This is a genomic window from Pseudoalteromonas sp. 68 DY56-GL68 (assembly GCF_041414825.1).
In the GTDB taxonomy this organism is placed as follows: domain Bacteria; phylum Pseudomonadota; class Gammaproteobacteria; order Enterobacterales; family Alteromonadaceae; genus Pseudoalteromonas.
The window spans coordinates 1-25,203 of sequence record NZ_JAOCZL010000009.1; the positions used below are offsets into that span (position 1 = coordinate 1).

The window sequence follows — 25,203 nt, forward strand, 5'->3', positions numbered from 1 at the left end:
ACCTGTACTAATTACCCGTGAGGCTTAACCATACAACGCCAAACGCGTTTTATGACAGCGTAACGACAGAAGTTAAGACACTAAAGTAGACATTTACTTACAATCAGCATTCCGAATTTAGTAGTCGCGATTTTATATCGCGTTTACAACACATTTTGCTTGGTGACAATAGCGTTTTGGACCCACCTGACCCCATGCCGAACTCAGTAGTGAAACGAAACAGCGCCGATGATAGTGTGGCATTTGCCATGTGAAAGTAGGACATCGCCAGGCTCCTAATTAAAGAAACCCGTTGCAGCAATGCAACGGGTTTTTTGCGTATGTCGTCGCGATTTTACATCGCGCTCTATCCGCGAATAAAGAGCCAATGACGTGGAGTAAGCTCGCGGCTACGCGATAAGCCATCCAATATAATGAGAGTGTGGCAGATACCATAAAAAGCAGGATATCCACTGCGTAGCCCACCATGGCTCCAAATAAGCGAAACCCCTTTGTGGAAATTCAGCGGCTTTTTGTGTGTCGTCGCGATTTTACATCGCGTGATGAGACTACGTGGGCGTAGATCTTATGTAGGACGGGATGAATAGGACGGGATGAATAGGACGGGATGAAGCCGATTCTATTTGGGACTAAAATACAGAGGTTATTAATAAAATGGTTGCGCTAATACTAAAGTAAAGCCACTGCTGTATGCCCGCATTATTACTGTAAAAACAAAAACGCCAGCATATAGCTGGCGTTTTTATTCAGGAAGTAAGCTCGTTATTAAGCTTTAGGTCCTGCAGATTTGATTGCTTCAGAAACGTCGTATTTTGCAAAATTTTCTGTGAAGTCAGATGCTAGCTTGTTTGCGTATTCTGCGTACTTCTCTTTATCTTCCCATGTGTTGATAGGGTTAAGAAGTTGGCTATCTACGCCAGGAACTGCAACTGGTACATCTAGGTTAAGTACGTCGATGTGTTGAGTTTCAACATCTGCTAGTTTACCTGATACGATTGCATCAACTACAGCACGTGTAGTCGGAATATCGAAACGCTTACCTGTGCCGTAAGGGCCACCAGTCCAACCTGTGTTAACTAGGTATACTTTAGCGCCGAATTCACGTACTCGCTTCATTAGAAGCTCTGCATAAACGCCTGCTGGGCGTGGGAAGAACGGTGCACCAAAACAGGTTGAGAAAGTTGATTCAATATCACTTGTTGAGCCGATTTCAGTTGAACCTACTTTTGCAGTGTAACCGCTTAGGAAGTGGTAAGCTGCAGCTTCTTCAGTAAGTACTGAAACTGGTGGTAATACGCCGCTTACGTCACATGTTAAGAATACAACGGCTTTTGGTTCGCCTGCACGGTTTTCTACTTTACGTTTTTCAACGTGCTCTAGAGGGTAAGCTGCGCGGCTATTTTGTGTAAGACTAGTATCATGGAAGTCTGGCACACGGTTTTCGTCAAGTACAACGTTTTCTAAGATTGTACCAAAGCGAATTGCATTCCAAATAACAGGCTCATTCTTTTGTGATAGATCGATACATTTAGCGTAACAACCACCTTCGATATTAAATACGCTACCTGGTGCCCAGCCGTGCTCGTCATCACCGATTAGGAAACGAGTAGGATCTGCAGATAATGTTGTTTTACCTGTACCAGAAAGACCGAAGAATAGCGCAGTGTCGCCAGCTTCACCTACGTTTGCAGAGCAGTGCATTGGTAATACACCTTTTGCAGGAAGTAGGAAGTTCTGTACAGAGAACATTGATTTTTTCATTTCACCGGCATAACGCATACCTGCCAGTAGCACTTTACGTTGTGCAAAGTTGATAATTACTGTGCCATCGCTATTTGTGCCATCACGTTCTGGATCACAAACAAAAGAAGGGACATTCATTACCTGCCACTGAGGTAAATCAGATGCATTATAAGTATCAGGTTCGATAAACATGTTTTTGGCAAAGATGTGATGCCATGCAGTTTCTGTTGTTACAACAACAGGTAAATAGTGCTCAGGGTCTGCGCCAACTTCTAGGTGAGAGATGAAGTGGTCATTACTTTGCACATGTGCTTCTACGCGAGCCCATAAGGCGTCGAATTTGTCAGCATCGAAAGGACGGTTTACGTTACCCCATTGGATTTCGTTTTCAGTACTTGGTTCTTGAACAATGAAACGGTCTTTTGGTGAGCGGCCAGTACGACGACCAGTATTTGCAACAAAAGCACCATTAGCGGCTAAAGTCCCTTCGCCACGACGGATTGCGTGTTCGACAAGTTCAGCTGCAGTTAGATCGACAAAACGAGTAGCGTTTGCAGTCATGTTTATACCTAAATTGTGTGAGATTGAACGGGATAGCTCTGGGGTTCTTATTTCCCTTAAGCTGAAATAATAGTAACAGAAGGATTAGGGATATTCGAGAGTCTGAAGGCCTTAAAAACACATATATTTGGCAAAAAACATGAATAATTTCAATGATACCGGTGTCATGAAAGAGTGGTTTTTTATGATACCGGTGTCATAAAATTGTACAAAAAAGCCGTAATAAATACGGCTTTTAATATAATATTATTATTAAGAGCTGCTTTAGTTGAAAATAGCTTTAATATCTTGCTCGTTAAAGATGTAATCCTTTAGGCAGTAATGACAGCTAATTTTAACTTCACCATTTGCTTTTACGTCTTCAAGTAACGCGTCTTGACCAAGGTTAACTAACGCAGTAATTGTTTTTTCACGGCTGCATCCACAACGAAAAGTAATTTTTTGTGGTTCAAACAACTGCGGGTTATCTTCATGATATAGGCGAGTAAGCACTGTATTTGCATCTAGGTGAAGTAATTCTTCATCCTTAATTGTGTTGCTGAGTGCTTCTAGATGCGTGAAGTCTTCTACAGATTTCTCTTTATTAACCGGTAAGACTTGCAAGAAAAGGCCTGCCGCTTTGGCAGAGTTAGTTGTCACTTCTGTTGCAAACCATAAGCGTGTTTTCAATTGCTCTGATTGTTCAAAGTAACTTTCAAGGCATTTATCTAGGCTATCGTGCTCTAAAGGCACAATACCTTGGTAACGCTCGCCCTTTGTTGGGGTAATCGTAATGACCATATAACCATTTCCGATTAAATCTTTAATTGTGTTCCCTTGCACCTCACCTTGTAGGCGCGCAATGCCACGCATATTTTGCTTATCATCGCCATTAATAACAGCATATTTTACTGGACCGTCTCCTTGTAATTGGACGGCTATCTCACCTTCAAATTTTAGGGTTGCTGTGAGTAAACAAGTTGCTACAAGTAACTCACCAAGTAGAGCTTGCACAGGGGCAGGATAATTGTGGTTAGCGATCATCTCTTGATAGGTTTGGTCTATTTGTACGAGTTCACCACGTACATCGAGTTGATCAAATATATAACGATGAAGTAAATCTTGTTGCATGGAGCATTACCTAACTTGATTTCATTTTTAACAGTTCACGTCTTTGCTTTTTATCTGGCTTACGATCAGGGTGTGGAGCAAAGAAGCTGTTGTTCTTACGGGCGATAGCATTTGCTTCGCGTTTCTCAATACTTGCTTGAGTTTCTTGGTATAAGGTTTGTGCAATGGGGGCTCCTTGGCGTTTATCAAGGATTTTTTCAATCGTGACTATCTTTTCGTCGACCCCTTGTAGTAGTTTTACTACTGCACCCACTTCGACTATTTTACTTGGTTTAGTACGTTGTCCATTATAATGCACTTTACCGCCTTGTACCATGTCTCGTGCTATTGAGCGGGTTTTATAAAAGCGTGCAGCCCATAACCATTTATCCAGGCGTACGCTTAACTCGTCTTGTTTGTCTTGCGACTGTTTAGTGTTAACTTTTGACACAATTACGCTCTTCTAAAGCTACTCAATATATAGGCAAAATTTATCATGAAACTTAATTATAAAGAAACAGTCAAAGCCTTGCTTTGAACTCCTACTCGTTAGAATCACTCTGTTTACAAAGTTTAATATATGTGCGCTTGTTGAATGAAAAATGAAAAGGTACTATAAGCCAGCTATTAGGCAGTAAATTAAAATAAGAATTAAAGTTTATGGATCAACACTTACAACAAGTTAGACAATTTTTGAATGGCCTACCACATGCCAAATTGAGTGCATTTGTAGTGCTATTAGTTGTTTTTTATATAGCATTTTTGTCATCTAAGTTGTTTTGGTTGTTATGGCCTGAGCCTAATGCAAAAGTATTGCCTGCAAATCGAGTAAGTTTGAATACAACTCGCACAGATACTGTCAGTTCTCAACAAATTATTGATCAGCATTTATTTGGAAAAGTGATTGTTGACTCAAAAAAACCTACCGCTAAGCAAACACATGTTATTAATAATGCCCCAGAAACACGGTTAAGTATCAACTTAACTGGCATTGTTGCAGTGAGCCAAGATGACCAAGCAGGTTTAGCAATTATTGAATCTCAAGGAAGACAAGAAACATATGTAGTCGATGATGCTATTCAAGGAACACGGGCTAAGTTAGCTCAAGTTTTGCCTGATCGGGTTATTTTAGATGTGAGTGGTCGTTTTGAAACATTGATGTTAGATGGCCTTGATTTCACTAAAACAGTCTCTATGCCTGTGTTGGCCGCAAAGACGGAGCCCGAATTACAGGAAGGCCCTCAGCCTTTTGATACCGAAAGAGAAATAAACCCAACGGCAGATGAAGACGTTAAAGAAGCGATTATTGAAACGCGCGAAGAAGTATTAAACGATCCTGGCAAACTATTCGACTATATTCGTGTATCGCAAGCGATGGTTGATGGTGAGCTTGTGGGTTATCGCTTAAGCCCTGGTAAAGATCCAGAGCTATTTAAGCAAATGGGATTAATGAATAATGATTTAGCTGTTGCTATAAATGGCTATCAATTAAATGATTTAAAACAGGCGATGTCGGCTATAAACGAATTACGCAATAGTACTGACGCAAGTATCACTATCGAGCGGGATGGTGAGCAAATTGATGTGCAATTTAGCCTGCAATAACTAGCTTTGGAGTTTTTATAAAATGGTTCACGCGCTACACCTCAAAAAAATTAAAAAAGGGTTAGCTAAATATGCAGCGCTTTTTTTGTTAACAGGATTATCGCTCTCAGTTTCAGCTGTAGAGTACGCTGCAAATTTTAAAGGAACAGATATTAATGAATTCATTAATATTGTTGGAAAAAACCTAAATAAAACAGTCATTATTGACCCTAATGTGCGCGGTAAAGTTAATGTGCGTAGTTATGAGTTAATGGATGAGAAGCTCTATTATCAATTCTTCTTAAATGTACTTGAAGTGTATGGTTATTCAGCGGTAGAGATGGATAACGGTATCATCAAAATTGAGAAAAGCTCTGACGCTAAAAAGTCTAATGTTCCTTTGATTACAGAAGATAATCAAGCAAGCGGCGACATGATGGTGACACGCGTTGTGCGTGTTAAAAATGTGAGCGTTCAAGAGTTAGGGCCATTAGTACGTCAATTTAGCGACCAAAAAGATGGTGGTCATGTAGCAAACTTTAATGCAGCTAACGTGATGATGCTGACTGGACATGCTGCATCAGTAAATCGTTTAGTTGAAATTATTCGCTCCGTTGACCAAGCTGGTGATAAGCGTGTTGATATCGTAAAGCTTAAATTTGCAACGGCGGACGATGTTGTTTCTGTTGTTGAAAATATTTATAAAGACAGTGGTAAGGGAAGTGTTCCTGAGTTTTTAATTCCTAAAGTGGTGGCAGACGGTCGAACCAATAGCGTGATTGTTAGTGGTGAAGCTCAAGCCCGAACTCGTGCAGTTGAGCTTATTAGTCGCTTAGATGGTGAATTAGAGAACCAAGGTAATACTAAGGTTATCTATTTAAATTATGCGAAAGCAGATGAGCTTGTTAAGGTTTTACAAGGTGTAAGTAAAACGCTTGCAGAAGATGCTCAAGGCGGCGCAACTAAAACTCGTACACGTAATCAAAACGAAACCAGTATCGAAGCTCATCCAGACTCAAATTCATTGGTTATTACTGCACAACCAGACACCATGCGTTCATTGGAACAAGTGATTGAGCGTCTTGATATACGCCGTGCTCAAGTGTTGGTTGAAGCAATTATTGTCGAAGTTTTTGAAGCAGATGGTATTAACTTTGGTCTGCAATGGATTTCAGAGCAAGGCGGGATGATGCAGTTTAATAATGGTACTACAGTGCCAGTGGGCTCATTGGCCGTTGCCGCCGAACAAGCGCGAGATAAAACAATTACAGATAACGTCATTGGCACTGAAACAAGTAATGTTACGCCAATCGAAAGAACTGTAGAAGGTGATTTAGGTCCACTTGCAACCTTACTTGGTGGTATTAACGGTTTAGCTATGGGTATTGTCAAAAACGACTGGGGCGCGATTATCCAAGCTGTGTCTTCTGATACCAATTCCAATATTCTTGCTACTCCGTCAGTAACCACTATGGATAACGAAGAAGCATCAATGATTGTTGGTCAAGAAGTGCCAATAATCACAGGGTCTCAAACAGGCTCAGATAACTCAAATCCTTTCCAAACAGTAGAACGTCAAGAAGTTGGTGTAAAGCTTAAAGTAACGCCACAAATTAACGATGGCTCAGCTGTACAGTTAACGATAGAGCAGGAAGTATCGAGTGTCAGTGGTGCAACAGCGGTTGATATTTCATTAGACAAGCGTGCAATTAAAACCACAGTGATGGCCGATGATGGTGGAATGGTTGTATTAGGCGGCTTGATTGACGAAAACGTTCAAGAAAGTGTGTCAAAAGTACCATTACTTGGTGACATTCCAGTACTTGGCCATTTATTCCGTTCAACCAGTACCAGCAAGCGTAAGCGTAATTTAATTGTATTTATTCGCCCTACAATCGTTCGTGATGGCATGAGTATGAATAAACTCAGTCATGTGAAATATAATTTCATTCGTGGTGAGCAGCATAAACAAAAAGAAGATGGGATTGATTTAATGCCATTGACAGAAATGCCAATCTTGCCAGAGTGGAATGATGCCTTAGTCTTGCCACCAACGTACGAAGAATATTTAAAACAACAAAACGCAGATGATCGCAAAGATGACTGATGCAATTACAGAGATTAATGACGAGCTAGTCCATAACGAGCCAACTGAGCACGGTGAGCTTTTAACAAGTGATGATCTTGTCAGTTTGCCAGCTAAACGTTTGCCATTTTCATATGCGCGTCGTGTTGGCGTATTACTTAGTAAAAATGCTGATAACTGGACAGTTTATTATCGTGGCGAACTAGATGTAAGTGCTTTACTTGAAGTGCGACGAATTGCAGGCCATAGCTTTACTTTAGAGCAACTGGCAGATGATAAGTTTGAATTATTGCTTGAAGCATCTTATCAGCGAGATAGTTCTGAAACACAGCAAATGATGGAAGATATTGGCAATGAGGTTGATTTATTCTCATTAGCTGATGAATTGCCACAAACAGAAGATCTCCTTGCTGGTGATGACGATGCGCCAATCATCAAACTGATTAATGCCATGTTAAGTGAAGCGATCAAAGAAGGTGCGTCCGATATTCACATTGAAACTTTTGAGCAAGAATTAGTTATTCGCTTCAGGGTTGATGGAGTCTTAAAGGAAGTATTAAAACCAAATCGTAAACTCGCCTCTTTATTGGTGTCACGTATAAAGGTTATGGCTAAGCTCGATATTGCTGAAAAGCGTATCCCGCAAGATGGTCGTATTAGTTTACGTATTGCGGGTCGTGCTGTTGATGTGCGTGTATCAACCATGCCATCGAGTTTTGGTGAGCGTGTCGTACTGCGCCTACTAGATAAAAATAATGCCCGCCTAAACCTGGAAGATTTAGGCATGACAGAGCGTAACCGAGAGCTATTTGCAGATCTTATCAGTAAACCGCACGGTATCATCTTGGTAACAGGCCCGACAGGTTCTGGTAAAAGTACCACTTTATATGCAGGTATGAGTCAGATTAATTCGCGTGACCGCAATATTTTGACCGTAGAAGATCCGATTGAGTATGAGATCCCTGGTATTGGTCAGACTCAGGTAAATACGAAAGTGGATATGACCTTTGCCCGTGGCCTACGGGCTATTCTTCGTCAGGATCCCGATGTTGTAATGGTTGGTGAAATCCGTGACCTTGAAACGGCCCAAATTGGTGTGCAAGCATCCCTAACGGGTCACTTAGTTATGTCGACACTGCATACTAATACGGCTGCCGGTGCAATTACCCGTATGGAAGACATGGGCGTAGAGCCTTTCTTGCTTTCATCATCACTATTGGGTGTACTGTCACAGCGTCTAGTGCGTACATTATGTAATAGCTGCAAAGAAGGACATGTTGCAGATGAGCGAGAATGTCAATTATTAGGTGTTAACCCATCTGAGCCCCCAACAATTTATCGCGCTGTGGGCTGTGAAGAGTGTAATTTCAATGGTTATCGTGGTCGTACAGGTATTCATGAACTGCTTGTTGTTGACGAGACAATCCGTGAGATGATTCACAGTGGCAAAGGCGAACAAAGTGTTGAAAAATATATTCGAACTCGTAGCCCAAGTATTCGCCAAGATGGTTGTAACCGCGTATTAGCAGGGCGAACGACATTGGAAGAAGTCTTACGTGTGACACGTGAGGAAGGTTAACCATGGCTGCATTTGAATACCGTGCCCTCGATGGCAAAGGAAAAGAGAAAAAAGGCATTCTTGAAGCCGATACGGTAAAGCAAATTCGCCAGACACTACGTGACCAAGGGTTAATGCCTTTAGAGGTTGTTGCGGCGGCGGAAGGTGAAAAGCAAGCTAAAGGAGCGAAAAAAACCTTATTTGGCAGCTTTTTTAAAGCAAAAATTTCGACTTCAGATTTAGCCTTAATCACTCGCCAACTAGCGACCTTAATTCAATCTGCATTGCCTGTTGAAGGGGCTGTAATGGCGGTGGCTGAGCAATGCGAAAAGCCCCGTTTAAAGCGCATGTTGATGTCGGTTCGTTCAAAGGTTGTAGAAGGATATACCCTCGCTGATGGAATGAGTGAGTTTCCACATGTGTTTGATGACCTATACCGTGCTATGGTAGCAGCAGGTGAGAAATCAGGTCATTTAGATCAGGTTTTAAATCGTTTAGCCGATTACACGGAACAACGCCAACATATGCGTAGTCAAATAACACAGGCAATGGTGTATCCAACCATTTTGGTGGTGTTTGCGATTGCCATTGTGTCTGTATTATTGGGGACTGTTGTTCCAAAAATATTAAAAACATTCGAAAAGTCTAAACAAGTATTACCTTGGACTACCGAATGGGTGATGGCTGCGAGTAACTTTGTACAGAACTATTGGTTTATTAGTTTGATCGTAATTACAGCTGTGTCTGTGGCTATCAAGCATGCTTTAAAGAAGCCAAAAATTCGCTTTTGGTTTGATGATAAAGTGCTGCACATGCCAGGTATAGGTAAGGTTGCACGTGGTGTTAATACTGCACGTTTCGCGCGAACTTTAAGTATTTTGTCGTCGAGTTCAGTACCATTACTTGAAGGTATGCGTATCTCAGGTGGGGTGTTAGTCAACGAAAAAATGAAGAGGTCAGTGCAAGATGCAGCAACTCGTGTCAGTGAGGGCGCAAGCCTTCGTGCTGCTTTACAGCAAACTAAGCTTTTCCCACCTATGATGCTTCATATGATCGCCAGTGGTGAAAAGTCCGGTGAGTTAGAACAAATGCTTGAACGTGCTGCTAACAACCAAGATCGAGAGTTTGAGAGTATGGTGAATGTCTCTTTAAAACTTTTGGAGCCAGCGATGATCGCATCAATGGCTGTTATTGTATTGTTTATCGTTATGGCAATACTCCAGCCTATTATGGCAATGAACAAGGCTGTTGGTCTTTAAATTAAGGAAGGTTAAAACGACGCATCATGAAGGTGTGACGTTTTATAATAAATATTGAAGAAAATTAGAGGTATTTTGTGAATAAACAATCAGGTTTCTCTTTACTAGAAGTTATGGTGGTGCTGGTTATCATCGGTATGATTATGTCGATCGTAGCGCCAAATATTATGGGTCAGCAAGAAGAGGCTGCAATAGATAAAGCACATTTAGATATTCAGCAAATTGAGGACGCGCTGAGTCTTTATAAGCTTAAAAATAAAACCTATCCAACCACTGAGCAAGGTCTTGAAGCATTAGTGAATAAAACAAGCATCGAGCCTATTCCTCGCCGTTTTCCTGAAGGCGGTTTTATTGAAAAACTACCGGAAGATCCATGGGGAAATCCTTATCAGCTAATTAGCCCAGGAGAAATTGGTAAAGTTGATATTTTCTCAATGGGTCCAGATGGTGAAGCGGGTACTGATGATGATATCGGTAACTGGGACGAAGAAAAGCAATAATGTGTAAACTCAGCCAGATGTTTACTCAATCTACACATCAAGGCTTACTGTTATGGTAAGCCTTGGTCGTTTGCATTTGGCTCGAGGCGTAAAACACGCAAAAGGTTTTAGCCTCATCGAAATACTAATGGTGCTGGTAGTGATCGGCTTTGTTACTAAAATGGTCGCCTATAGTTTTGATGGTGGTGCTGAAGAAGAGCTAGAAAAGCAAGCGCTAAGATTACACACCACAATCAATTTGGCATCAGAATTTGCCATATTGAATCAAGTTGAATTAGGTTTTCATTTAGATAAAAACGTATTTGAGTTTCTCGTTTTTGATGGTGAAAAATGGGTCACCTTTGATCGCGAAAAGCTATTCGAACCGGTAGAAGTCGATAACCGTTTTAAACTAACCTTAAACCTTGAGGATTTGGCTTGGGCACAGGATAACTTATTAGAGCAATCTAATTGGCGTGAGCTTATGAGTGGCGGGGATGAAGATAGTTTACTTGAACTCAAAAAGTTAAAAATACCGCAAGTGCTTATTTTATCCTCGGGTGAAGTGAGTGCCTTTCAACTTACTTACGAACTTGAGAATGCGCGAGAGCCTATTTATTTTATTGAAGGTGAGTTTATGGCTCCGGTCCAATTTCGTAGGGAGCCTGAATAGTGATTAAAGCAGCTGGTTTTACATTACTTGAAGTGATGGTTGCCTTGGCTATATGCGCTATGGCAGGTATTGCAGCAATGCAGGCAACGGGTGAGCATATAAATCATCTCGCTACGATTGAAGAGCAAACATATGCTTCATGGGTTGCTGAGAATGTGATGGTTGAGCAACGGGCTAAAGGCCGTGAGTGGCAGGGAAAAAACGGTACAAAAGGGACTGAAACACTCGCTGGTTATGAATGGTATTGGCGTCAAGATGTTGTACCTACTGCAGATAAAAGCTTTGTAAAAGTGACTATTAATATATTCACTGATGAAAAACTCGCGGATCCGGTTTATGAGTTGTCCACTTACTTAAACAAAGGTGATAAGTAGTGAAGCAACGCGGTTTTACCTTACTGGAAGTAATCATAGCCATGGGGATTCTAGCCTTTGTGGTTTTATCGACTCATCAAATTTTAGACTCAACCACAAAAGCAAAAGACGCGTCTGATGAAACAATTGCCGAGCTTAATGGTTTTCAAACAACATTTCGTTTAATGGACCAAGACTTCAGTCAAATGACGAAAAGACAAGTGCGTAATGAAGCTGGGGACTTTCAAGAAACCTATATTCTGACAGGACGGTATGTTTTGGATAGTCAGTATGATGGGATTGGGTTTGTACGCGATGGCTGGGTCAATCCCATTAACTTGTTGCCACGTTCAGAATTACAAGCTGTTGGCTACCGCGTTATTGACGATAAACTAGAGCGTGTATATCGCGTGTATGTTGATCAATTAGATAATATGGAGCCACGCTCACAAATACTGCTTGAAGGTATCGAAGACTTAAAGTTTGAATTTCTTGATGACAAAAATGAGTGGCAAGAGCAATGGCAAATAAAAGCATTGCCTAAAGCAGTTGCTGTTACAATCCAGAAAATAGAACAAGAGCCTATTCGTCGCGTCTTTTTAGTGCCGGGCGAAGGCGGTGTTGAGAGTCAATCATGATGTCCTTAAAGCGTTCAAAAGGCGCAGCACTTGTTATTGTTCTATTTATTGTTGCACTTGCGGCCATGTTGGCAGTCGAAATGAGTGCAAATCTAATGGTGCAAGTACAGCGCAGCACAAACATCCAAGGTCACCAACAGGCTAAGTGGTATGCATTTGCCGCTGAGGAACTGGCTATTAAGGCGATAAACCAAGCCAAGAAAGATGATCCTGATAGTACGAATCTAGGGCAAGTTTGGGCACAGCAAGGCGGTGTTCCTTATCCTGTTGATAATGGCACCTTAAGTGGCACTATTACTGATCTACAAGCCTGTTTAAACCTCAATGCGCTGCATGCAAAACCGGTGCAACAAAGTGGTTCATCGAACACCACAAACCCTGCACACAAAGCATTACTAGCCCTACTTGAGAATATTGAAGATTTGCCTGCTGATGAATCAGAAGAAGCGATGGCTGATAGTGTATACGATTGGTTAGATGAAGACAGCATCACCTATCGTTCGGGAGCAGAAGAAGATGAGTATTTATCGCGTAAATATCCGTATATGACCGCAAATAGCTTATTTGCGTCTACCTCTGAATTACGCTTGGTTAAAGGGTTTAACCCTTTGGTTATGGAAAAAGTGCTGCCATTCGTATGTGTCATTCCAGGCAACGAGAACTTGGCTATTAACGTTAATACCTTACCAACGGAAAGTGCAATTATTTTAAGCTCCTTGATAGACGGTTTAAGCCTGTCAGGTGCGCAAAGTGTTTTATCATCACGACCAGATAAAGGGTTTGATGATATAGAAGAATTTTTTGAGGAAGTTAAGCAACAAGGCGGACAAAATGTGGATGCCGTGAAAGACTTGCTCACCATCAACAGTGAATATTTTAAACTACAGACGCAAGCTGAATTTGTTGAGCTGCGTTTTTCGATGACCACCTTACTGCATGCCAATAATGGTAAAGTAACGATACTGGCGCGAAAATTTGGAGGCGTACAGTGACAGAAATATTGTTGATCCGTACGGGTCGAACATTAACAGATAGCCTAAATTGGCTTATTTACTCACCTACAGAACAAGAAATCATTGCTAGCGGCGAAATAGCAGCAGCGACACAATTAGGTGAATTAGCAGAAAAAGCACAATCAAGAGAAGTGATAGTGCTACTGCCAAGCGATCAGGTACAACTGAAGACTGTTGAGCTCCCAACTAAGTGGAACCGTAAGTTAGAACAAGCCCTCCCTTACATGCTTGAAGAAGAGATAGCGTGTGATGTTGATGAGCTATTTATCGCAATTGCAGAGTCAACAATGGTTGGTGACAAGCATGCGATTAATATTGCCATGGCAGACAGAGAATGGTTTGAGCAATGGTTAGCCCAGTTTAACGAACATAATTTAGAAGTCTTTAAAATACTACCTGACGCATTACTATTACCAAGCTCAGATGAAGTTAATCAACTGAGTGTGATTGAGTTAAATAAACAGTGGTTATGCAAATTAGGTGATTGGCACGTGGCAGTGGTTGAGTCTGATTGGTTAGAAGGTTATTTGACAGCTTTAAATAACCCTGATGTCATACATTACAGTCCTGCTGTAGGCTTTCCTGATACGGTTAATCTGATAGCTAAAACAGAGTCTTATGACCTTCCATTAGCATTGTTTGCTATACAGCTACCTACTACCAGCTTTAACTTACGCCAAGGCATGTATCAGTTAAAGAAGAAGTCTGCTATTTGGTGGGGATACTGGAAAAAAGCCGCTATTGCAGCAGGTGTTGCGTTAGTGTGTAGTGTTGGCGTTAAGTCGCTAGAGCTTTATAAACTCAATAGCCAAATAGAGCAAACAAAGACTCAAGTGGTATCTAACTATCAACGTGCGTTTCCCGATAAAAAAGTGCGACCGCAGTTAATACGTAGCCAGATCCGCAGTGAACTAGCCTTGTTAGATGGTGGGAGTACAGCAGGTTTCTTAGATTTAACGAGTGATTTAGTATCGATTTTCGATGAAGTAAAAGATTTTTCGCCTGAAACACTTCGCTATGATCAACGACGAAATGAATTACGGATCCGTGCTAGAGGTAAAGATTTTCAGTCATTTGGTAAGGTGAAAGCAATTTTGGAGCAACGAGGTTTAACCGTTGATCAAGGATCGCTAAATAATGATGGCGACTTTGTTGTCGGAGAGATCAAATTGCGAGGTGCAGCATGAAAGAGCAACTAGTCAATTATTGGCGTTCTTTAAAAGAGCAAGAGCAACAACTTGTGATGATTGCCGGTGCTGTTTTTGTTATTTTTGTATTAGTGATGGGTATTTTTAGACCCCTAAACAATGCAATAGAAAAAGCAGAGCAAGACAACATAAAGCAGCAAGAATTGCTTGCTTGGGTTGATGAGAGCATCATTAAGCTTAAAGCCAGTGGAAGTGCTCGTGTAACCAATGATCGCAGCTTAAGCCAAATAGTAAATAGTACGCGTAATCGCTATCAAATCACTATTAGTAAAATGCAACCAAACGATAACTCGCTTCGTTTGACAATTGACTCTGTTGAATTCAATAAATTAGTTGAATGGCTTGATGAGCTTGTTAATTCTCAAGGAGTACTTATTGAGAATTTGGATTTAAGTAAAGATGATAAATCAGGCTTTGTTCGTGTAAGTCGGTTGGTATTAGAGAAGTAGACGATGAAGAAAACAATTTTATTAGTCGCCATTTTTTTACTGTGCTTTTTGGTCTTCACTATAGTGAAAACACCGGCTGCTGTAGCGCTTGATTTAGCCGCTCCATACCTACCTAAACAATTACAACTAGGTAAAGCCAGCGGTTCATTATGGGATGGGCGTGTCATGCAAGCGCGTTTTGAAAATGAACAACTGAATAATGTGCGTTGGCAGATTTCGGGCTGGTCACTCTTTAGTGGCAAGCTCGTTGGTACAGTGCGCTTTGGTGATCCTAGAGACAAAGCTGATATCTCCGGTCGTGCTGACTTTTCATATGGTTTGTTTAACCAAGCCATAGATATCAAGAATGCAGTTTTAAGATTAACCGTTGAACGTGCAATGGCGCGTTTACAATTACCACTCCCTGTTAGTGCGCAAGGGCGTGTAATTGTTGACTTAGATGAGTACAGTTCAGGTCAACCGTACTGCGATACGTTAGCAGGTGAAATAGCGAGTCCAAACATTGATGTCAAAGGATTAAATGGCTGGTTTAGTGTTGGGCCTTTAAGTGGTCGTTTAAGCTGTAAGTCTGGTGATATCGCTGTACTAGTTGACCCTGAAAACCGCTTAGGTTTAGAAGCGGATGCAACGTTAAAAGCGAATCTAGACTTTAAGGTTGCAGGGTATATCAAACCAGAAGCAAGTCTTCCTAAAGAAGTACATGATGCAACTAAATTTCTTGGTCGCCCTGATAGTGAAGGTCGTTACCCATTAAATTTCTAATTTAGGTAAATAGTAGAAGTAATATGCAAATTCCTGAGTTTTCACCTGAACAAAGCGTGTTATTAACACACTTTCTTTCAGAGCAAAAAAGTGCCCTGTCTTTAGCGCAAACACAAGGCTACTTATTTGCTGTTATTTGTGCGCCAGAACCTCTTGATGTCCATCAGTGGCTCGAACAGGTTTGCCCAGGATGTGATGGGCAAATGGATGAACAGGTGTTGTTTGCATTTATGGCATTGTATCAGCAGATCAGTGAGCAGGTTTTTGGAACTGGGTTTAGTTTGCCTGTCAGTTTGCAGGTCAATTCAAAACAGCAACAATATTTGGATATTCAAGAGTGCCAGCATTGGAGTCAAGGCTTCTTACTTGGAGCAAAAGACTATATTGCTAAATTATTAGCGGCGCCTTTGCTTAGTGAAGAGTTTAAAGCCGCACTAGATACCGCTCATCAAAGTTTAGGCTTTTTTAGCTTATCGCAATTAGATATTGCCGCAATTGCCAGTGAATATGAACTAACAGAGGGGCAGCTTTGTCAGCAACAATACGAGTTGATGGGGGAGTTTGCAGCGGGCTTTGCTGAGTTAATTGAGGTGGTTGCTATGAACAGTCAGCTGTACAATGATGAGGGTTGGAATTAGGCTAACTACCTAATTCCAAAATAATATCAGTACAACCATTTTTGCAGCGTACAACGCCTTTTCCTGGTTGGTCTGTTTGCAAATCAAGGGTAAGAACACCTTTGCAGGTTTCACAGTATAGTGTTCGTCCCTTAGCTAATTTTTTTAGTAAGTTACGCTGCTTTGCAAATGAATCACTGGCTTTTTTATTCAGAGTCGAAAAATCCATCACTTATTTAGCCTTTCTTTCAATGCACTTGAAACAATACTACATACATTCTCTAAACGCTCACCATAAAAGTAGATGTTGATATCTTTCTCTCGGCAATAGCGTAGGTGAAATACCTGCAACTTCTCATCGGTTATGAATGTTTCTTCGACGTATTCCTGCTCAGAAGCTGACAAATTTAGTTGTGACTTAATATTATTTTTTGCCATGTTTGCGGCAGGGCTTCTGTTGACTTTGCTAGCATTGGAAAGAAAGCCAATGCCATCACCGAGTAGTTTCTCTCTTGGCTCTTTGATCAACGGGTGATCAATAGTGAATAATGCTAAAATTATAAGCACTAAAATGAGAAATTTTTTCATAGCACAACAAACTTTGATCTGAATGAATAAGGTATGGTTGCAAGTTTAATAAAATGGCCAATTTAAAAGCAAGCAGATACGATGAAATAATTTAAGCAGACATATTCGTGATCAATCCCTGAAATTTTTTAGAGATTGAGTATAATGATTTTGATGAATTGGAAATTTCAGAAATCTTTGAACGTAATGAGATGCATTCTAATTTATTCACGGATTGTCTATATCTGTAAACTACAAACATAATGTTTGAGTATTTATTTCCTAGTGGCGTTGAGGAATTTTAATGGATAAACAAATTAAGGTTAAAAATATCCCAACGGAAGTAAAGATCCAGAAACCGGAAAACGCTTCCCTTGATGATAGATTTAACCCTCGCAACCGAATATACGTAAGAGCTGTTTCCGGTTTACATCAACTATTGAGACAGCGTATTGGCTTTATTGGCATGCTTGCTTTTATGTTGCTGCCTTGGATTAACTTTCAGGGTCAACAAGCGGTATTATTTGACCTTGTTGGTCAAAAATTTAATATTTTCGGTTTAACCCTATGGCCTCAAGACCTTACTATTTTAGCGTTTATCTTGATGTTAGCAGCGTTTGCTTTATTCCTAGTGACGACCTTTTACGGGCGAGTTTGGTGTGGATACACATGTCCACAAACGGTTTGGACATTTATTTTTATTTGGTTTGAAGAGAAGTTTGAAGGCACAGCTAATCAGCGAAAAAAACTCGATCAACGGCCAATGGATTTTGACAAGTTCTGGCGAAAAACCGCAAAACATAGTAGCTGGTGGCTATTCTCATTCTATACAGCTTTGACTTTTGTTGGTTATTTCACACCGATAAGAGACTTACTTCCTGACGTATTTACACTCGATGCAACGGCTTACTCCTATGGCTGTATTGCCTTATTTGCGGTATGTACTTATGGGAATGCAGGCTGGATGCGCGAAATTATGTGCTTACATATTTGTCCATATTCACGTTTCCAATCGGCTATGTTCGATAAAGATACTTTCACGGTGAGCTATGATGAAGCTCGTGGTGAAAACCGAGGCCCTCGCTCACGTAAACAAGACCCGAAAGAGTTGGGACTGGGTGACTGTATAGATTGTAACTTGTGTGTACAGGTATGCCCAACGGGTATAGATATTCGTAACGGTCTGCAGTATGAGTGTATTAACTGTGGTGCTTGTATTGATGCGTGTGATGGAGTTATGGATAAAATGAATTATCCAAGAGGACTCATTTCCTACACAACAGAACGTAACTTAGAAACACCTGAAAATAAAACACATGCTGTACGTCCTAAGTTGATAGGTTATATGGTAATTCTTGTTGTTTTAACAGGAGCACTGGTTGCAAATATTGCGATGCGCAAGCCGATGGAACTCGATATTATTCGTGACCGAAATCAACTTTATCGCGTTGACTTTAATGGCTTGGTAGAGAATACCTATACACTTAAAGTCATCAATAAAGCACAGTATGAGCAAACCTTTAATATTGCTGTAGAAGGGTTAGATAACTTTGAATATATAGGTAAACAAACATTTACTGTTCCTTCTGGGGAATCATACAATGTGCCTCTATCTTTAGTCGTCGACCCTTATGATTTGAAAAAGCCTATGACTAAGTTTGAGTTTGTACTTTCTGTCGATTCAGAGCCTGATGTGCAGATTTCACAGCCCAGCAACTTCTTTAAGGGACAATAATTAAGTACACTGAGCACATACAATAAAAAGCGGGGTTTTCCCGCTTTTTTTATATAATGGGACGTTATGAGTAAATTTAGTTTTGTCGACCTTACGCCAGATTCAATTTTAGATGCCGTAGAAAGTATCGGAATTTACGCAGAGTCAGGGCTATTGGCTTTAAATAGCTACGAAAATCGTGTTTATCAGTTTAAAGCTGAGGATGGTTATCGTTATGTTGTTAAGTTTTACAGGCCTGAACGCTGGACTAAGGAGCAAATACTTGAAGAACATGCTTTTGCGTTTGAACTCGCGGAAGCTGAAGTGCCTGTTGTTGCGCCGGTTTGTAGAGAAGGTGAGAGTCTCTTCGAACATAATGGATATTTGTTTGCATTATTCCCAAGCGTAGGAGGGCGGATTTTTGAAGTTGATAACTTAGATCAACTCGATGTCCTTGGGCGCTTAATAGGGCGGATGCATCAAACTGCAAAGGCACAATCCTTTTCTCATCGCCCTGAAATTAGCTGCGAAGAATATTTACAGACAGCGAAAGTTCATTTGCAAGCGAGTAACTTAGTGCCTATGGCCCTTGAAAATCCGTTTTATACTATTTTGGATTTGGTTATTAACGAGACGACGGCTCAGTATAAAAATGTTGAAACAACCCGCCTGCATGGTGATTGTCACGCTGGCAATATTCTTTGGTCAGGTGATGCACTTATGTTTGTAGACTTGGATGATAGTCGTCAAGGTCCTGCCATTCAAGATTTATGGATGATGTTAAGTGGCGATCGTAATAACCAACTGTTACAGTTAGATACCTTAGTTGCGGCGTACGAAGAGTTTTGTGATTTTGATCATAATCAGCTTAAACTCATCGAACCATTACGTGCCATGCGAATGGTGCATTATATGGGGTGGCTAGCAAAACGCTGGGATGATCCTGCATTTCCACGGAACTTTTCTTGGTTCGCAGAAGACAAATACTGGGAGCAACAAATACTGGCTCTAAAAGAACAGCTTGCGGCATTACAAGAAGCCCCGTTAAAATTATTACCATAAATTTTAAAAAGATAAGTAAAGACGAGAAAACAATGTTTAAAAAATTAAAGTTAAGTCTACTCATTCTATGTTTACCTTTTGCTGCATTTGCGGCTGACTTCAAAGCAGGTAACCAGTATGAAGTATTGAAAGTTGAAAAAAGTGCTACCCCGCAAGTGACAGAGTTTTTCTCTTTTTATTGCCCACACTGTTTTAAGTTTGAGCCAGTGGCTAAAGCATTGACCGCAGCGCTGCCAGAGGGCACTGAGTTTGTTAAAAACCACGTTAACTTTTTAGGTGGGGTGTCAAAACAAACACAGAGTAACCTAAGCTATGCTTACCTTATTGCTAAGCAACAAGGAAAGGGTGAGCAAGTAGCAGATCAAATTTTTCATAGCATCCATGTTCAACGTGCGCCACTACAAAATATTAAAGATGTGAAAGCATTACTTGCAACGAACGGTATTAGTAATGAAGTATTTGATGCTGAAATCGCAAGCATGCCAGTAATTAGTGCAGAAAAAGCGATGCAAGACAAACAAAATAAGTATTCACAAATCGGTGCACTAACAGGCGTACCAACATTTATTGTAAATGATAAATATAAAATAAACTTAAACACCATCAAGAGCCAAGAGCAGCTTGATGAGCTGGTTAAGTTTTTACTAGAACAATAATTTTGGAGTGTAGAAGTAATGATTAAGTTAGTTAAAGCCACCTTATTGGCGATGACATTAGGATTGGCAGCGAATGCAGCGGCTGCACAATATGAAGAAGGTAAGCATTACGAAGCATTTGATGCGCGCGCTTCTAAAAAGCCTGAAGTAAAAGAGTTTTTCTCATTTTATTGTCCGCATTGTAATAGCTTTGAATCAATCGTTGCACAGCTAAAGCCGCTTTTGAATGACGGTGTTGCTTTTAAAAAGAGCCATGTAGACTTTTCAGGACCTCGTGATCCAGAAATTCAGTCTATGTTAGCCCAAGCTTATGCAACTGCGGCTGTGTTACCACAAAAAGATGCTTTAGTGGCTGCTGTTTTTAATCATATTCATGGTAAACGTGCACGAATCAATGAATTAGCAGATATGAAAGATATCTTCGTATCACAAGGCGTAACGGAAGCTGATTTTGATAAATACTACAATAGCTTTTCTGTACGTACGATGGCATCAAAAATGAAACGCGATCAAGAGTACTACAAACAAAAAGGCGCATTAAAAGGTGTACCAACATTCATTGTGAATGGTAAATATCGTTTAATTTTAGGTGCTGAGTCAGGTATCAGTGATGCAAAAGGTATGGCTGACCTTATAAACTATTTAGCTGATAAATAATATAAGCAAAGTATATTAATAAGCTCCGCTCGCGGAGCTTTTTTATTGGTGAAGAACATATGGAAAAAGTTTTAGTATCAAGCTGTTTACTGGGGAGTCCTGTACGCTACGATGGCCAATCGCAAAACCTATTACACCCTGGGTTAGAATCACTCAAACAACAAAAAAGGTTAGTTTCCTTTTGTCCCGAAGTGGCTGGTGGTTTACCTATCCCAAGGCCGCCCGCTGAAATTAAAGAAGATCGAGTGTTAACGAAAGATGCTGAAGATGTCACTGCTGAATTTATCGCAGGAGCAGAACAAGCCTTAAAAATTTGCCAAAAGCATAAAATTCGTTTTGCTTTACTAAAAGAATCCAGTCCATCCTGCGGGCGTAACACTATCTATGATGGCAGCCATACAGGGCATAAAGTTATAGGGATGGGTTTAACCGCACGGTTATTACAAAGTAATAATATAGAGGTGTTCAGTGAAGAGCAATTGCCAGCGCTATTTGCAGCACTGGCAGAAAACTGAACTTATTTACGTTGTAAAAATACACCAGACTCAATGTGATGCGTGTATGGAAATTGATCAAATATAGCAAAGCGTTTAACTTCGTGTGTTTTACTAAGGTGTTCAAGGTCGCGTTCAAGCGTATCTGGATTACATGATATATAGATAATATTGTCGTAATTGGCTACGAGATCACAGGTGAGTGTATCCATTCCTGCACGGGGTGGATCAACTAAAATACTCTGACAATTATAACTTTTCAGATCAATGCCTTCTAAGCGAGAAAACGTGCGTTCACCTTTCATAGCTTGCGTAAACTCTTCACTCGACATGCGAATGATATCTAAGTTATCCACTTTATTTTGTGCAATATTATATTGTGCAGAGTAAACAGATGATTTAGAAATTTCAGTTGCGAGTACACGATCAAACGAGTTCGCTAAAGCAATCGAGAAGTTACCATTACCACAGTATAGTTCGAGTAAATCATTCTCTAATGGCTCACAAAGTGCTTGTGCCCATTCAAGCATCTTAATATTTACTTTGGCATTTGGTTGGGTAAAGCTATTTTCTACTTGTTGATAAATAAGCTCTTTACCATTAACGTTTAGGCGCTCTACGACGTAGTCATTACCAATCACTTCTTTTTGTTTACGTGCGCGGCCAATAAAGTCGATGTTAAATTGTGTACTGAGTTTTGCTTTTAGTGCTTTAATTGCCTCTAACCATTCATCACATAAGGGCTTGTGATACAGCAAACTGACAAGAATCTCACCACTTAAAGTTGATAGGTAATCGATTTGAAATAATTTGCGGCGTAGGATTTCACACCCTTTTAAGTTTTCAATCATCGCCTGCATAACTTCACCGACTAAAGGCGCAGCAGGGTCAAAGCTCTCAACGCGAATTTTCTCTTTGGTTTGTTGATCAAACATAATATGAAATAGATCATCACCTTCATGCCACACGCGAAACTCAGCTCGTTGACGGTAGTGAATTGGATCAGAGCTAAATACTTCTAACTTTTCAACACCGAAACGTTGAAACTGTGAAAAGATGCGCTGCTCCTTTTCACTTAGTTGTGCATCATATTGAGTTGTATCAATTTTTATAACCGCCATGGCTGATTACCTTTTATCTCTTAGCTTTATATCGGCGCTATTGTAGGGGGCATAGAAGATTTGTCTAGTTTTGTTACTTATTTTTGGTGTTGTTTTTTTATACAGAAAACTTAAGTTTTCTAACTTTTAGCCGATAATGAGGTAATCATCACATGGAGTCGGATCATGAAAATTGGCAACCAAGGCTATATGCCTAATACAAACGTAAATAAGTACAATGGTAAGCAACCATTGCAGCAGCCTACAATTCAAAGTGCTCATGATAGCTATCAGCAAAAAGGGCGAGAGTTAGCTGCCAAAGTACTCGGCGATAAACTTGCCGCTGAGTTAGGGTTACCTGTAGTAGAAGAAAAAAAAGATAAGCCCCTGTTTGACTTTGAAGCAATCGTTAAGAATGTACTTGATTTTGTTGGCGGCGCTATTCGCAAAGCAAAAGCGGATGGTGCAGATGACGAAAAGCTTAAAAGTATGTTAGGTGAAGCCCGAAAAGGCGTTCAAATGGGAGTTGATGAGGCTTATGAAGAGCTGAAAGGTTCAAATCTACTAAATGATGATATTGAAGAAGGTATTGAGAAATCAAAAGAAGGTATCTTCAATGGTATAGATCAACTTGAGGAAAGTCTTTTTAACCCTAAGCCAGCTTCTGTATCGGTAAGCCAAGCACAGTATGTAAGTTTACGAAATAATGCTGAGTATACATTCACGACAGCAGAAGGCGATGAAGTGAGTATCAGTTTTGCAGATGCGTATACTAGCCAATCTGCCAGTGCTTATAGTAAGCGTGGTGGAAATGAAGCATTTGTAAGTGAGTCATCACAATCTCGTGAGCTTTCATTTTCGATGTCAGTGAATGGTGAATTAAATGAACGAGAGCAAGAAGCAATTAATGCGCTTATGGAAGATTTACAAGGAGTGAGCGAGACCTTTTTTTCTGGTTCATTAGATGAAGCTTTTAAAGAGGCGCAGGAACTTAATTTAGGTAATGAGCAGCTTGTTGCCTTTTCTATGGATCTTAGACAAACAAAGACCGTTGCAAGCATAAAAGGCTACGAACAAGTCAGACCTACTCCTGAAAAAGATGTGGCAGAAAAGATAGCACCATTTAACGATGACTTGAAAGAAACCTTGAATAAGGCAAATGAACTTGGTTTACAAAATCAACTTGCCGGTATTTTAGAGTGGTTAAATCAAGATAAAGAAGAAGTGAGCAAGTTAGTTGATTATACCAAGACTATGCTTGAGCAGATGAATAAGATCAACGCAGATATCGAAGAGCTAAAAGCGTAAGCTTTCTTTTTAAATAACTGCATGGCAAACTGCTGACCTTTGATTTTCAGGGGAAAGTAGTTTGTCAGCTCATATCATGGTATTTGATTCAGGTATTGGAGGCACTACTGTACTTGAGCAAATTCAACAACTGCTACCTGAAGCCACTTATAGTTACTTTATGGACAATGCACTATTGCCCTATGGTGCTCAACCGCCGCAAAAGATCATTCAACGCTTACTGGCTTTAATCCATTTCATTGAAAGTAGTGCATTGAAAGTTGATATCTTAGTAATAGCCTGTAATACAGCTTCGACCTCTGCACTCAACATCATTCGCAAGCACACTCATATTGAAATTGTAGGTGTGGTACCTGCAATTAAACCCGCTTGCTTAATAAGTAAAACAAAACATATCGGTCTACTTGCCACACCTGCAACTGTAAATAGTCATTACACTAAAGCACTTATCAAAGAACATGGTAAAAATACTAAAGTGAGCTTATATGCTTCAACTAAGCTGGTAGAATTAGCTGAAACATTGTTTCATACTCATTCATTATCTAACTATGAGTTTAATGAAGAAATAGCCTCACTTAATATTGCTGATGATATTGATGTACTTGTGTTAGGTTGCACACATTTTCCTTTATTAGCAAATACATTAACGATGCGCTTTGAGAAGCCGGTAAAGTTAATTGATTCCGGTAAAGCGATTGCCAATAGGGTAAGTAGCTTATTAATGAAACATCAATTTGACTTATCAATAGATACAAAAAAGCCGCTGCGTTATTACGCAACGGCTCCTATTGATGCTTCGCAATTAAGCATCGAGCTTATAGAGTTGACTGATCAGACTCCTGACGAAAGTTACTAGCTTCACCTTCTTGTTTTTGTTTTGCCTCACGCACTTTCAAAGTGCGTTGCTGGAATTCACTATCATTCAACTGATTGATTGCTTTGTCTGCATCGGTTTCAGCCATTTCAACAAAACCAAATCCACGTCGCTTACCAGTGTTTTTATCTTTCAATAGACGGACGTTGAACACTTTGCCTTGTTCTTCGAATAAAGCACGAACGACACCTTCATTAGCACGGTAAGGAAGATTGCCAACATAAAGTGTTTTTGTTTTTACTTCAGCCTCCTCACTTACCGGTGATGCAACAACGGCAATCACTAAAGCACCAATTAATAAACCTGCACCAAACAGCAACGCAGGGTCTAAGGCTAAGCTTGCAAATGCAAACTTAACAACGACAAAACCTAATACAGCAATAATAATAGAGAAAAGAAAAGATTTTTGATCGGGTAATTTCATTTTAGATCTACCAATAAACAGGAAATAAACATTAATTTAACATTGTGAGCTTGCTATCTTAACGTGTTAAATGAACATAGCAATGTTATTTGCATTAAATTATGAATATTGGCTTAAAAAACAGTCATAATTGCAGCATGTTTTGTTGTTTTAGGTAAATTTAGTTCGCTTTTTGAGCAAACAGTAAAAAGATCTAAAAAAAGGGTTGATCTGTTTTTGGATCTCCCTATAATGCGACCCCACTGACACGGCGGGCAGCAACGAAAGACGCTGAA

General features: G+C 40.2%; 27 protein-coding genes and 1 rRNA gene. 21 read left to right on the forward strand and 7 right to left on the reverse strand.

Annotated features, from left to right (window positions below):
• Positions 1–158: 158 nt before the first annotated feature.
• Positions 159–273 (forward strand): 5S ribosomal RNA (rrf, locus tag NYF15_RS06510).
• Between the two features lie 492 nt (positions 274–765).
• On the opposite strand, the gene NYF15_RS06515 is transcribed toward rrf, so the two are convergent.
• The 3 genes from NYF15_RS06515 to hslR form a co-directional block, all read right to left on the reverse strand.
• On the reverse strand, positions 766–2,304 hold the full coding sequence (locus NYF15_RS06515; RefSeq protein ID WP_130149078.1) for a phosphoenolpyruvate carboxykinase: 1,539 nt from the start codon (positions 2,302–2,304) through the stop codon (positions 766–768).
• Between the two features lie 264 nt (positions 2,305–2,568).
• Positions 2,569–3,414: an Hsp33 family molecular chaperone HslO gene (gene hslO / locus NYF15_RS06520; protein WP_371353115.1), complete on the reverse strand. Its 846-nt coding sequence runs from the start codon at positions 3,412–3,414 to the stop codon at positions 2,569–2,571.
• A gap of 10 nt (positions 3,415–3,424) precedes the next feature.
• Positions 3,425–3,847 (reverse strand): ribosome-associated heat shock protein Hsp15, encoded by a 423-nt coding sequence (gene hslR / locus NYF15_RS06525; RefSeq protein ID WP_371353126.1) that lies wholly within the window; start codon positions 3,845–3,847, stop codon positions 3,425–3,427.
• A gap of 206 nt (positions 3,848–4,053) precedes the next feature.
• Here hslR and gspC point away from each other — a divergent pair, with 206 nt between their 5' ends.
• The 13 genes from gspC (at position 4,054) to NYF15_RS06590 (ending at position 16,093) form a co-directional block, all read left to right on the forward strand.
• Entirely contained in the window at positions 4,054–4,998 is a 945-nt protein-coding gene (gspC, locus tag NYF15_RS06530; protein WP_371353116.1) for a type II secretion system protein GspC, read from the forward strand.
• 22 nt (positions 4,999–5,020) lie between these two features.
• Entirely contained in the window at positions 5,021–7,084 is a 2,064-nt protein-coding gene (gene gspD, locus NYF15_RS06535) for a type II secretion system secretin GspD (protein WP_237120511.1), read from the forward strand.
• Complete coding sequence (gspE, locus tag NYF15_RS06540; RefSeq protein WP_371353117.1) at positions 7,077–8,642, forward strand: type II secretion system ATPase GspE; 1,566 nt, start codon at positions 7,077–7,079, stop codon at positions 8,640–8,642. Before gspD ends, gspE begins: the two co-directional genes overlap by 8 nt.
• A gap of 2 nt (positions 8,643–8,644) precedes the next feature.
• A complete protein-coding gene (gene gspF, locus NYF15_RS06545; protein WP_237120512.1) occupies positions 8,645–9,880 on the forward strand; it encodes a type II secretion system inner membrane protein GspF in 1,236 nt (411 codons plus the stop codon).
• Positions 9,881–9,957: 77 nt separating this feature from the next.
• The gene (gene gspG, locus NYF15_RS06550; protein ID WP_130149085.1) at positions 9,958–10,380 is read left to right on the forward strand and encodes a type II secretion system major pseudopilin GspG; all 423 of its coding nucleotides are present in this window, start codon (positions 9,958–9,960) and stop codon (positions 10,378–10,380) included.
• 52 nt (positions 10,381–10,432) lie between these two features.
• Positions 10,433–11,032, forward strand: a complete 600-nt coding sequence (locus NYF15_RS06555; protein ID WP_193987923.1) for a prepilin-type N-terminal cleavage/methylation domain-containing protein — start codon at positions 10,433–10,435, stop codon at positions 11,030–11,032.
• Complete coding sequence (gene gspI, locus NYF15_RS06560) at positions 11,032–11,406, forward strand: type II secretion system minor pseudopilin GspI (RefSeq protein WP_130149087.1); 375 nt, start codon at positions 11,032–11,034, stop codon at positions 11,404–11,406. Before NYF15_RS06555 ends, gspI begins: the two co-directional genes overlap by 1 nt.
• The gene (gspJ, locus tag NYF15_RS06565) at positions 11,406–12,023 is read left to right on the forward strand and encodes a type II secretion system minor pseudopilin GspJ (protein WP_371353118.1); all 618 of its coding nucleotides are present in this window, start codon (positions 11,406–11,408) and stop codon (positions 12,021–12,023) included. Before gspI ends, gspJ begins: the two co-directional genes overlap by 1 nt.
• The gene (gene gspK, locus NYF15_RS06570; protein ID WP_130149102.1) at positions 12,023–13,015 is read left to right on the forward strand and encodes a type II secretion system minor pseudopilin GspK; all 993 of its coding nucleotides are present in this window, start codon (positions 12,023–12,025) and stop codon (positions 13,013–13,015) included. Before gspJ ends, gspK begins: the two co-directional genes overlap by 1 nt.
• Positions 13,012–14,223, forward strand: coding sequence for a type II secretion system protein GspL (gene gspL / locus NYF15_RS06575; RefSeq protein WP_371353119.1), 1,212 nt, complete (start codon positions 13,012–13,014; stop codon positions 14,221–14,223). The genes gspK and gspL overlap by 4 nt, the downstream gene beginning before the upstream one ends.
• On the forward strand, positions 14,220–14,693 hold the full coding sequence (gene gspM, locus NYF15_RS06580) for a type II secretion system protein GspM (protein WP_062567046.1): 474 nt from the start codon (positions 14,220–14,222) through the stop codon (positions 14,691–14,693). The genes gspL and gspM overlap by 4 nt, the downstream gene beginning before the upstream one ends.
• Before the next feature lie 3 nt (positions 14,694–14,696).
• Complete coding sequence (locus NYF15_RS06585) at positions 14,697–15,455, forward strand: type II secretion system protein N (protein ID WP_371353120.1); 759 nt, start codon at positions 14,697–14,699, stop codon at positions 15,453–15,455.
• 23 nt (positions 15,456–15,478) lie between these two features.
• Positions 15,479–16,093 carry a UPF0149 family protein gene (locus tag NYF15_RS06590; protein WP_371353121.1) on the forward strand — a complete coding sequence of 205 codons (615 nt, stop codon included), beginning with the start codon at positions 15,479–15,481 and terminating at the stop codon, positions 16,091–16,093.
• Between the two features lies 1 nt (position 16,094).
• Here the strand turns inward: NYF15_RS06590 and NYF15_RS06595 are convergent, their stop codons facing one another.
• On the reverse strand, positions 16,095–16,301 hold the full coding sequence (locus NYF15_RS06595) for a hypothetical protein (RefSeq protein WP_371353127.1): 207 nt from the start codon (positions 16,299–16,301) through the stop codon (positions 16,095–16,097).
• On the reverse strand, positions 16,301–16,660 hold the full coding sequence (locus NYF15_RS06600) for a hypothetical protein (RefSeq protein ID WP_237120515.1): 360 nt from the start codon (positions 16,658–16,660) through the stop codon (positions 16,301–16,303). The genes NYF15_RS06595 and NYF15_RS06600 overlap by 1 nt, the downstream gene beginning before the upstream one ends.
• A gap of 283 nt (positions 16,661–16,943) precedes the next feature.
• Here NYF15_RS06600 and ccoG point away from each other — a divergent pair, with 283 nt between their 5' ends.
• From ccoG to NYF15_RS06625, 5 genes are all read left to right on the forward strand, one after another.
• Positions 16,944–18,374: a cytochrome c oxidase accessory protein CcoG gene (ccoG, locus tag NYF15_RS06605; RefSeq protein ID WP_237120516.1), complete on the forward strand. Its 1,431-nt coding sequence runs from the start codon at positions 16,944–16,946 to the stop codon at positions 18,372–18,374.
• A 66-nt stretch (positions 18,375–18,440) separates the two neighbouring features.
• Entirely contained in the window at positions 18,441–19,415 is a 975-nt protein-coding gene (locus tag NYF15_RS06610) for a serine/threonine protein kinase (protein ID WP_371353122.1), read from the forward strand.
• Positions 19,416–19,447: 32 nt separating this feature from the next.
• Positions 19,448–20,071, forward strand: a complete 624-nt coding sequence (locus tag NYF15_RS06615; RefSeq protein ID WP_371353123.1) for a thiol:disulfide interchange protein DsbA/DsbL — start codon at positions 19,448–19,450, stop codon at positions 20,069–20,071.
• Positions 20,072–20,089: 18 nt separating this feature from the next.
• Positions 20,090–20,728 (forward strand): thiol:disulfide interchange protein DsbA/DsbL, encoded by a 639-nt coding sequence (locus tag NYF15_RS06620; protein WP_130149096.1) that lies wholly within the window; start codon positions 20,090–20,092, stop codon positions 20,726–20,728.
• 59 nt (positions 20,729–20,787) lie between these two features.
• Entirely contained in the window at positions 20,788–21,243 is a 456-nt protein-coding gene (locus NYF15_RS06625; protein WP_371353124.1) for a DUF523 domain-containing protein, read from the forward strand.
• 2 nt (positions 21,244–21,245) lie between these two features.
• Here NYF15_RS06625 and trmA read toward each other — a convergent pair whose 3' ends face one another.
• The gene (trmA, locus tag NYF15_RS06630; protein WP_341803429.1) at positions 21,246–22,343 is read right to left on the reverse strand and encodes a tRNA (uridine(54)-C5)-methyltransferase TrmA; all 1,098 of its coding nucleotides are present in this window, start codon (positions 22,341–22,343) and stop codon (positions 21,246–21,248) included.
• Between the two features lie 165 nt (positions 22,344–22,508).
• Between trmA and NYF15_RS06635 the strand changes: the two genes are divergently transcribed.
• Positions 22,509–23,630 (forward strand): DUF5610 domain-containing protein, encoded by a 1,122-nt coding sequence (locus NYF15_RS06635; RefSeq protein ID WP_371353125.1) that lies wholly within the window; start codon positions 22,509–22,511, stop codon positions 23,628–23,630.
• Between the two features lie 61 nt (positions 23,631–23,691).
• Positions 23,692–24,486: a glutamate racemase gene (murI, locus tag NYF15_RS06640; protein ID WP_341803427.1), complete on the forward strand. Its 795-nt coding sequence runs from the start codon at positions 23,692–23,694 to the stop codon at positions 24,484–24,486.
• On the opposite strand, the gene NYF15_RS06645 is transcribed toward murI, so the two are convergent.
• A complete protein-coding gene (locus tag NYF15_RS06645) occupies positions 24,446–24,928 on the reverse strand; it encodes an RNA-binding protein (RefSeq protein WP_237120524.1) in 483 nt (160 codons plus the stop codon). The two genes, murI and NYF15_RS06645, sit on opposite strands and share 41 nt — an antisense overlap.
• Between the last annotated feature and the right edge of the window lie 275 nt (positions 24,929–25,203).

Bases quoted from the DNA above. Each gene is read 5' to 3' on its own strand.
- gspE (WP_371353117.1), top strand. From the start codon at position 7,077: ATGACTGATGCAATTACAGAGATTAATGACGAGCTAGTCCATAACGAG.
- NYF15_RS06615 (WP_371353123.1), top strand. From the start codon at position 19,448: ATGTTTAAAAAATTAAAGTTAAGTCTACTCATTCTATGTTTACCTTTT.
- NYF15_RS06585 (WP_371353120.1), top strand. From the start codon at position 14,697: ATGAAGAAAACAATTTTATTAGTCGCCATTTTTTTACTGTGCTTTTTG.
- gspD (WP_237120511.1), top strand. From the start codon at position 5,021: ATGGTTCACGCGCTACACCTCAAAAAAATTAAAAAAGGGTTAGCTAAA.
- gspC (WP_371353116.1), top strand. From the start codon at position 4,054: ATGGATCAACACTTACAACAAGTTAGACAATTTTTGAATGGCCTACCA.
- gspK (WP_130149102.1), top strand. From the start codon at position 12,023: ATGTCCTTAAAGCGTTCAAAAGGCGCAGCACTTGTTATTGTTCTATTT.
- NYF15_RS06635 (WP_371353125.1), top strand. From the start codon at position 22,509: ATGAAAATTGGCAACCAAGGCTATATGCCTAATACAAACGTAAATAAG.
- NYF15_RS06590 (WP_371353121.1), top strand. From the start codon at position 15,479: ATGCAAATTCCTGAGTTTTCACCTGAACAAAGCGTGTTATTAACACAC.
- NYF15_RS06620 (WP_130149096.1), top strand. From the start codon at position 20,090: ATGATTAAGTTAGTTAAAGCCACCTTATTGGCGATGACATTAGGATTG.
- gspF (WP_237120512.1), top strand. From the start codon at position 8,645: ATGGCTGCATTTGAATACCGTGCCCTCGATGGCAAAGGAAAAGAGAAA.
- NYF15_RS06595 (WP_371353127.1), bottom strand. From the start codon at position 16,301: ATGGATTTTTCGACTCTGAATAAAAAAGCCAGTGATTCATTTGCAAAG.
- NYF15_RS06625 (WP_371353124.1), top strand. From the start codon at position 20,788: ATGGAAAAAGTTTTAGTATCAAGCTGTTTACTGGGGAGTCCTGTACGC.
- NYF15_RS06610 (WP_371353122.1), top strand. From the start codon at position 18,441: ATGAGTAAATTTAGTTTTGTCGACCTTACGCCAGATTCAATTTTAGAT.
- NYF15_RS06645 (WP_237120524.1), bottom strand. From the start codon at position 24,928: ATGAAATTACCCGATCAAAAATCTTTTCTTTTCTCTATTATTATTGCT.
- NYF15_RS06600 (WP_237120515.1), bottom strand. From the start codon at position 16,660: ATGAAAAAATTTCTCATTTTAGTGCTTATAATTTTAGCATTATTCACT.
- ccoG (WP_237120516.1), top strand. From the start codon at position 16,944: ATGGATAAACAAATTAAGGTTAAAAATATCCCAACGGAAGTAAAGATC.
- hslO (WP_371353115.1), bottom strand. From the start codon at position 3,414: ATGCAACAAGATTTACTTCATCGTTATATATTTGATCAACTCGATGTA.
- NYF15_RS06555 (WP_193987923.1), top strand. From the start codon at position 10,433: ATGGTAAGCCTTGGTCGTTTGCATTTGGCTCGAGGCGTAAAACACGCA.
- gspM (WP_062567046.1), top strand. From the start codon at position 14,220: ATGAAAGAGCAACTAGTCAATTATTGGCGTTCTTTAAAAGAGCAAGAG.
- trmA (WP_341803429.1), bottom strand. From the start codon at position 22,343: ATGGCGGTTATAAAAATTGATACAACTCAATATGATGCACAACTAAGT.
- NYF15_RS06515 (WP_130149078.1), bottom strand. From the start codon at position 2,304: ATGACTGCAAACGCTACTCGTTTTGTCGATCTAACTGCAGCTGAACTT.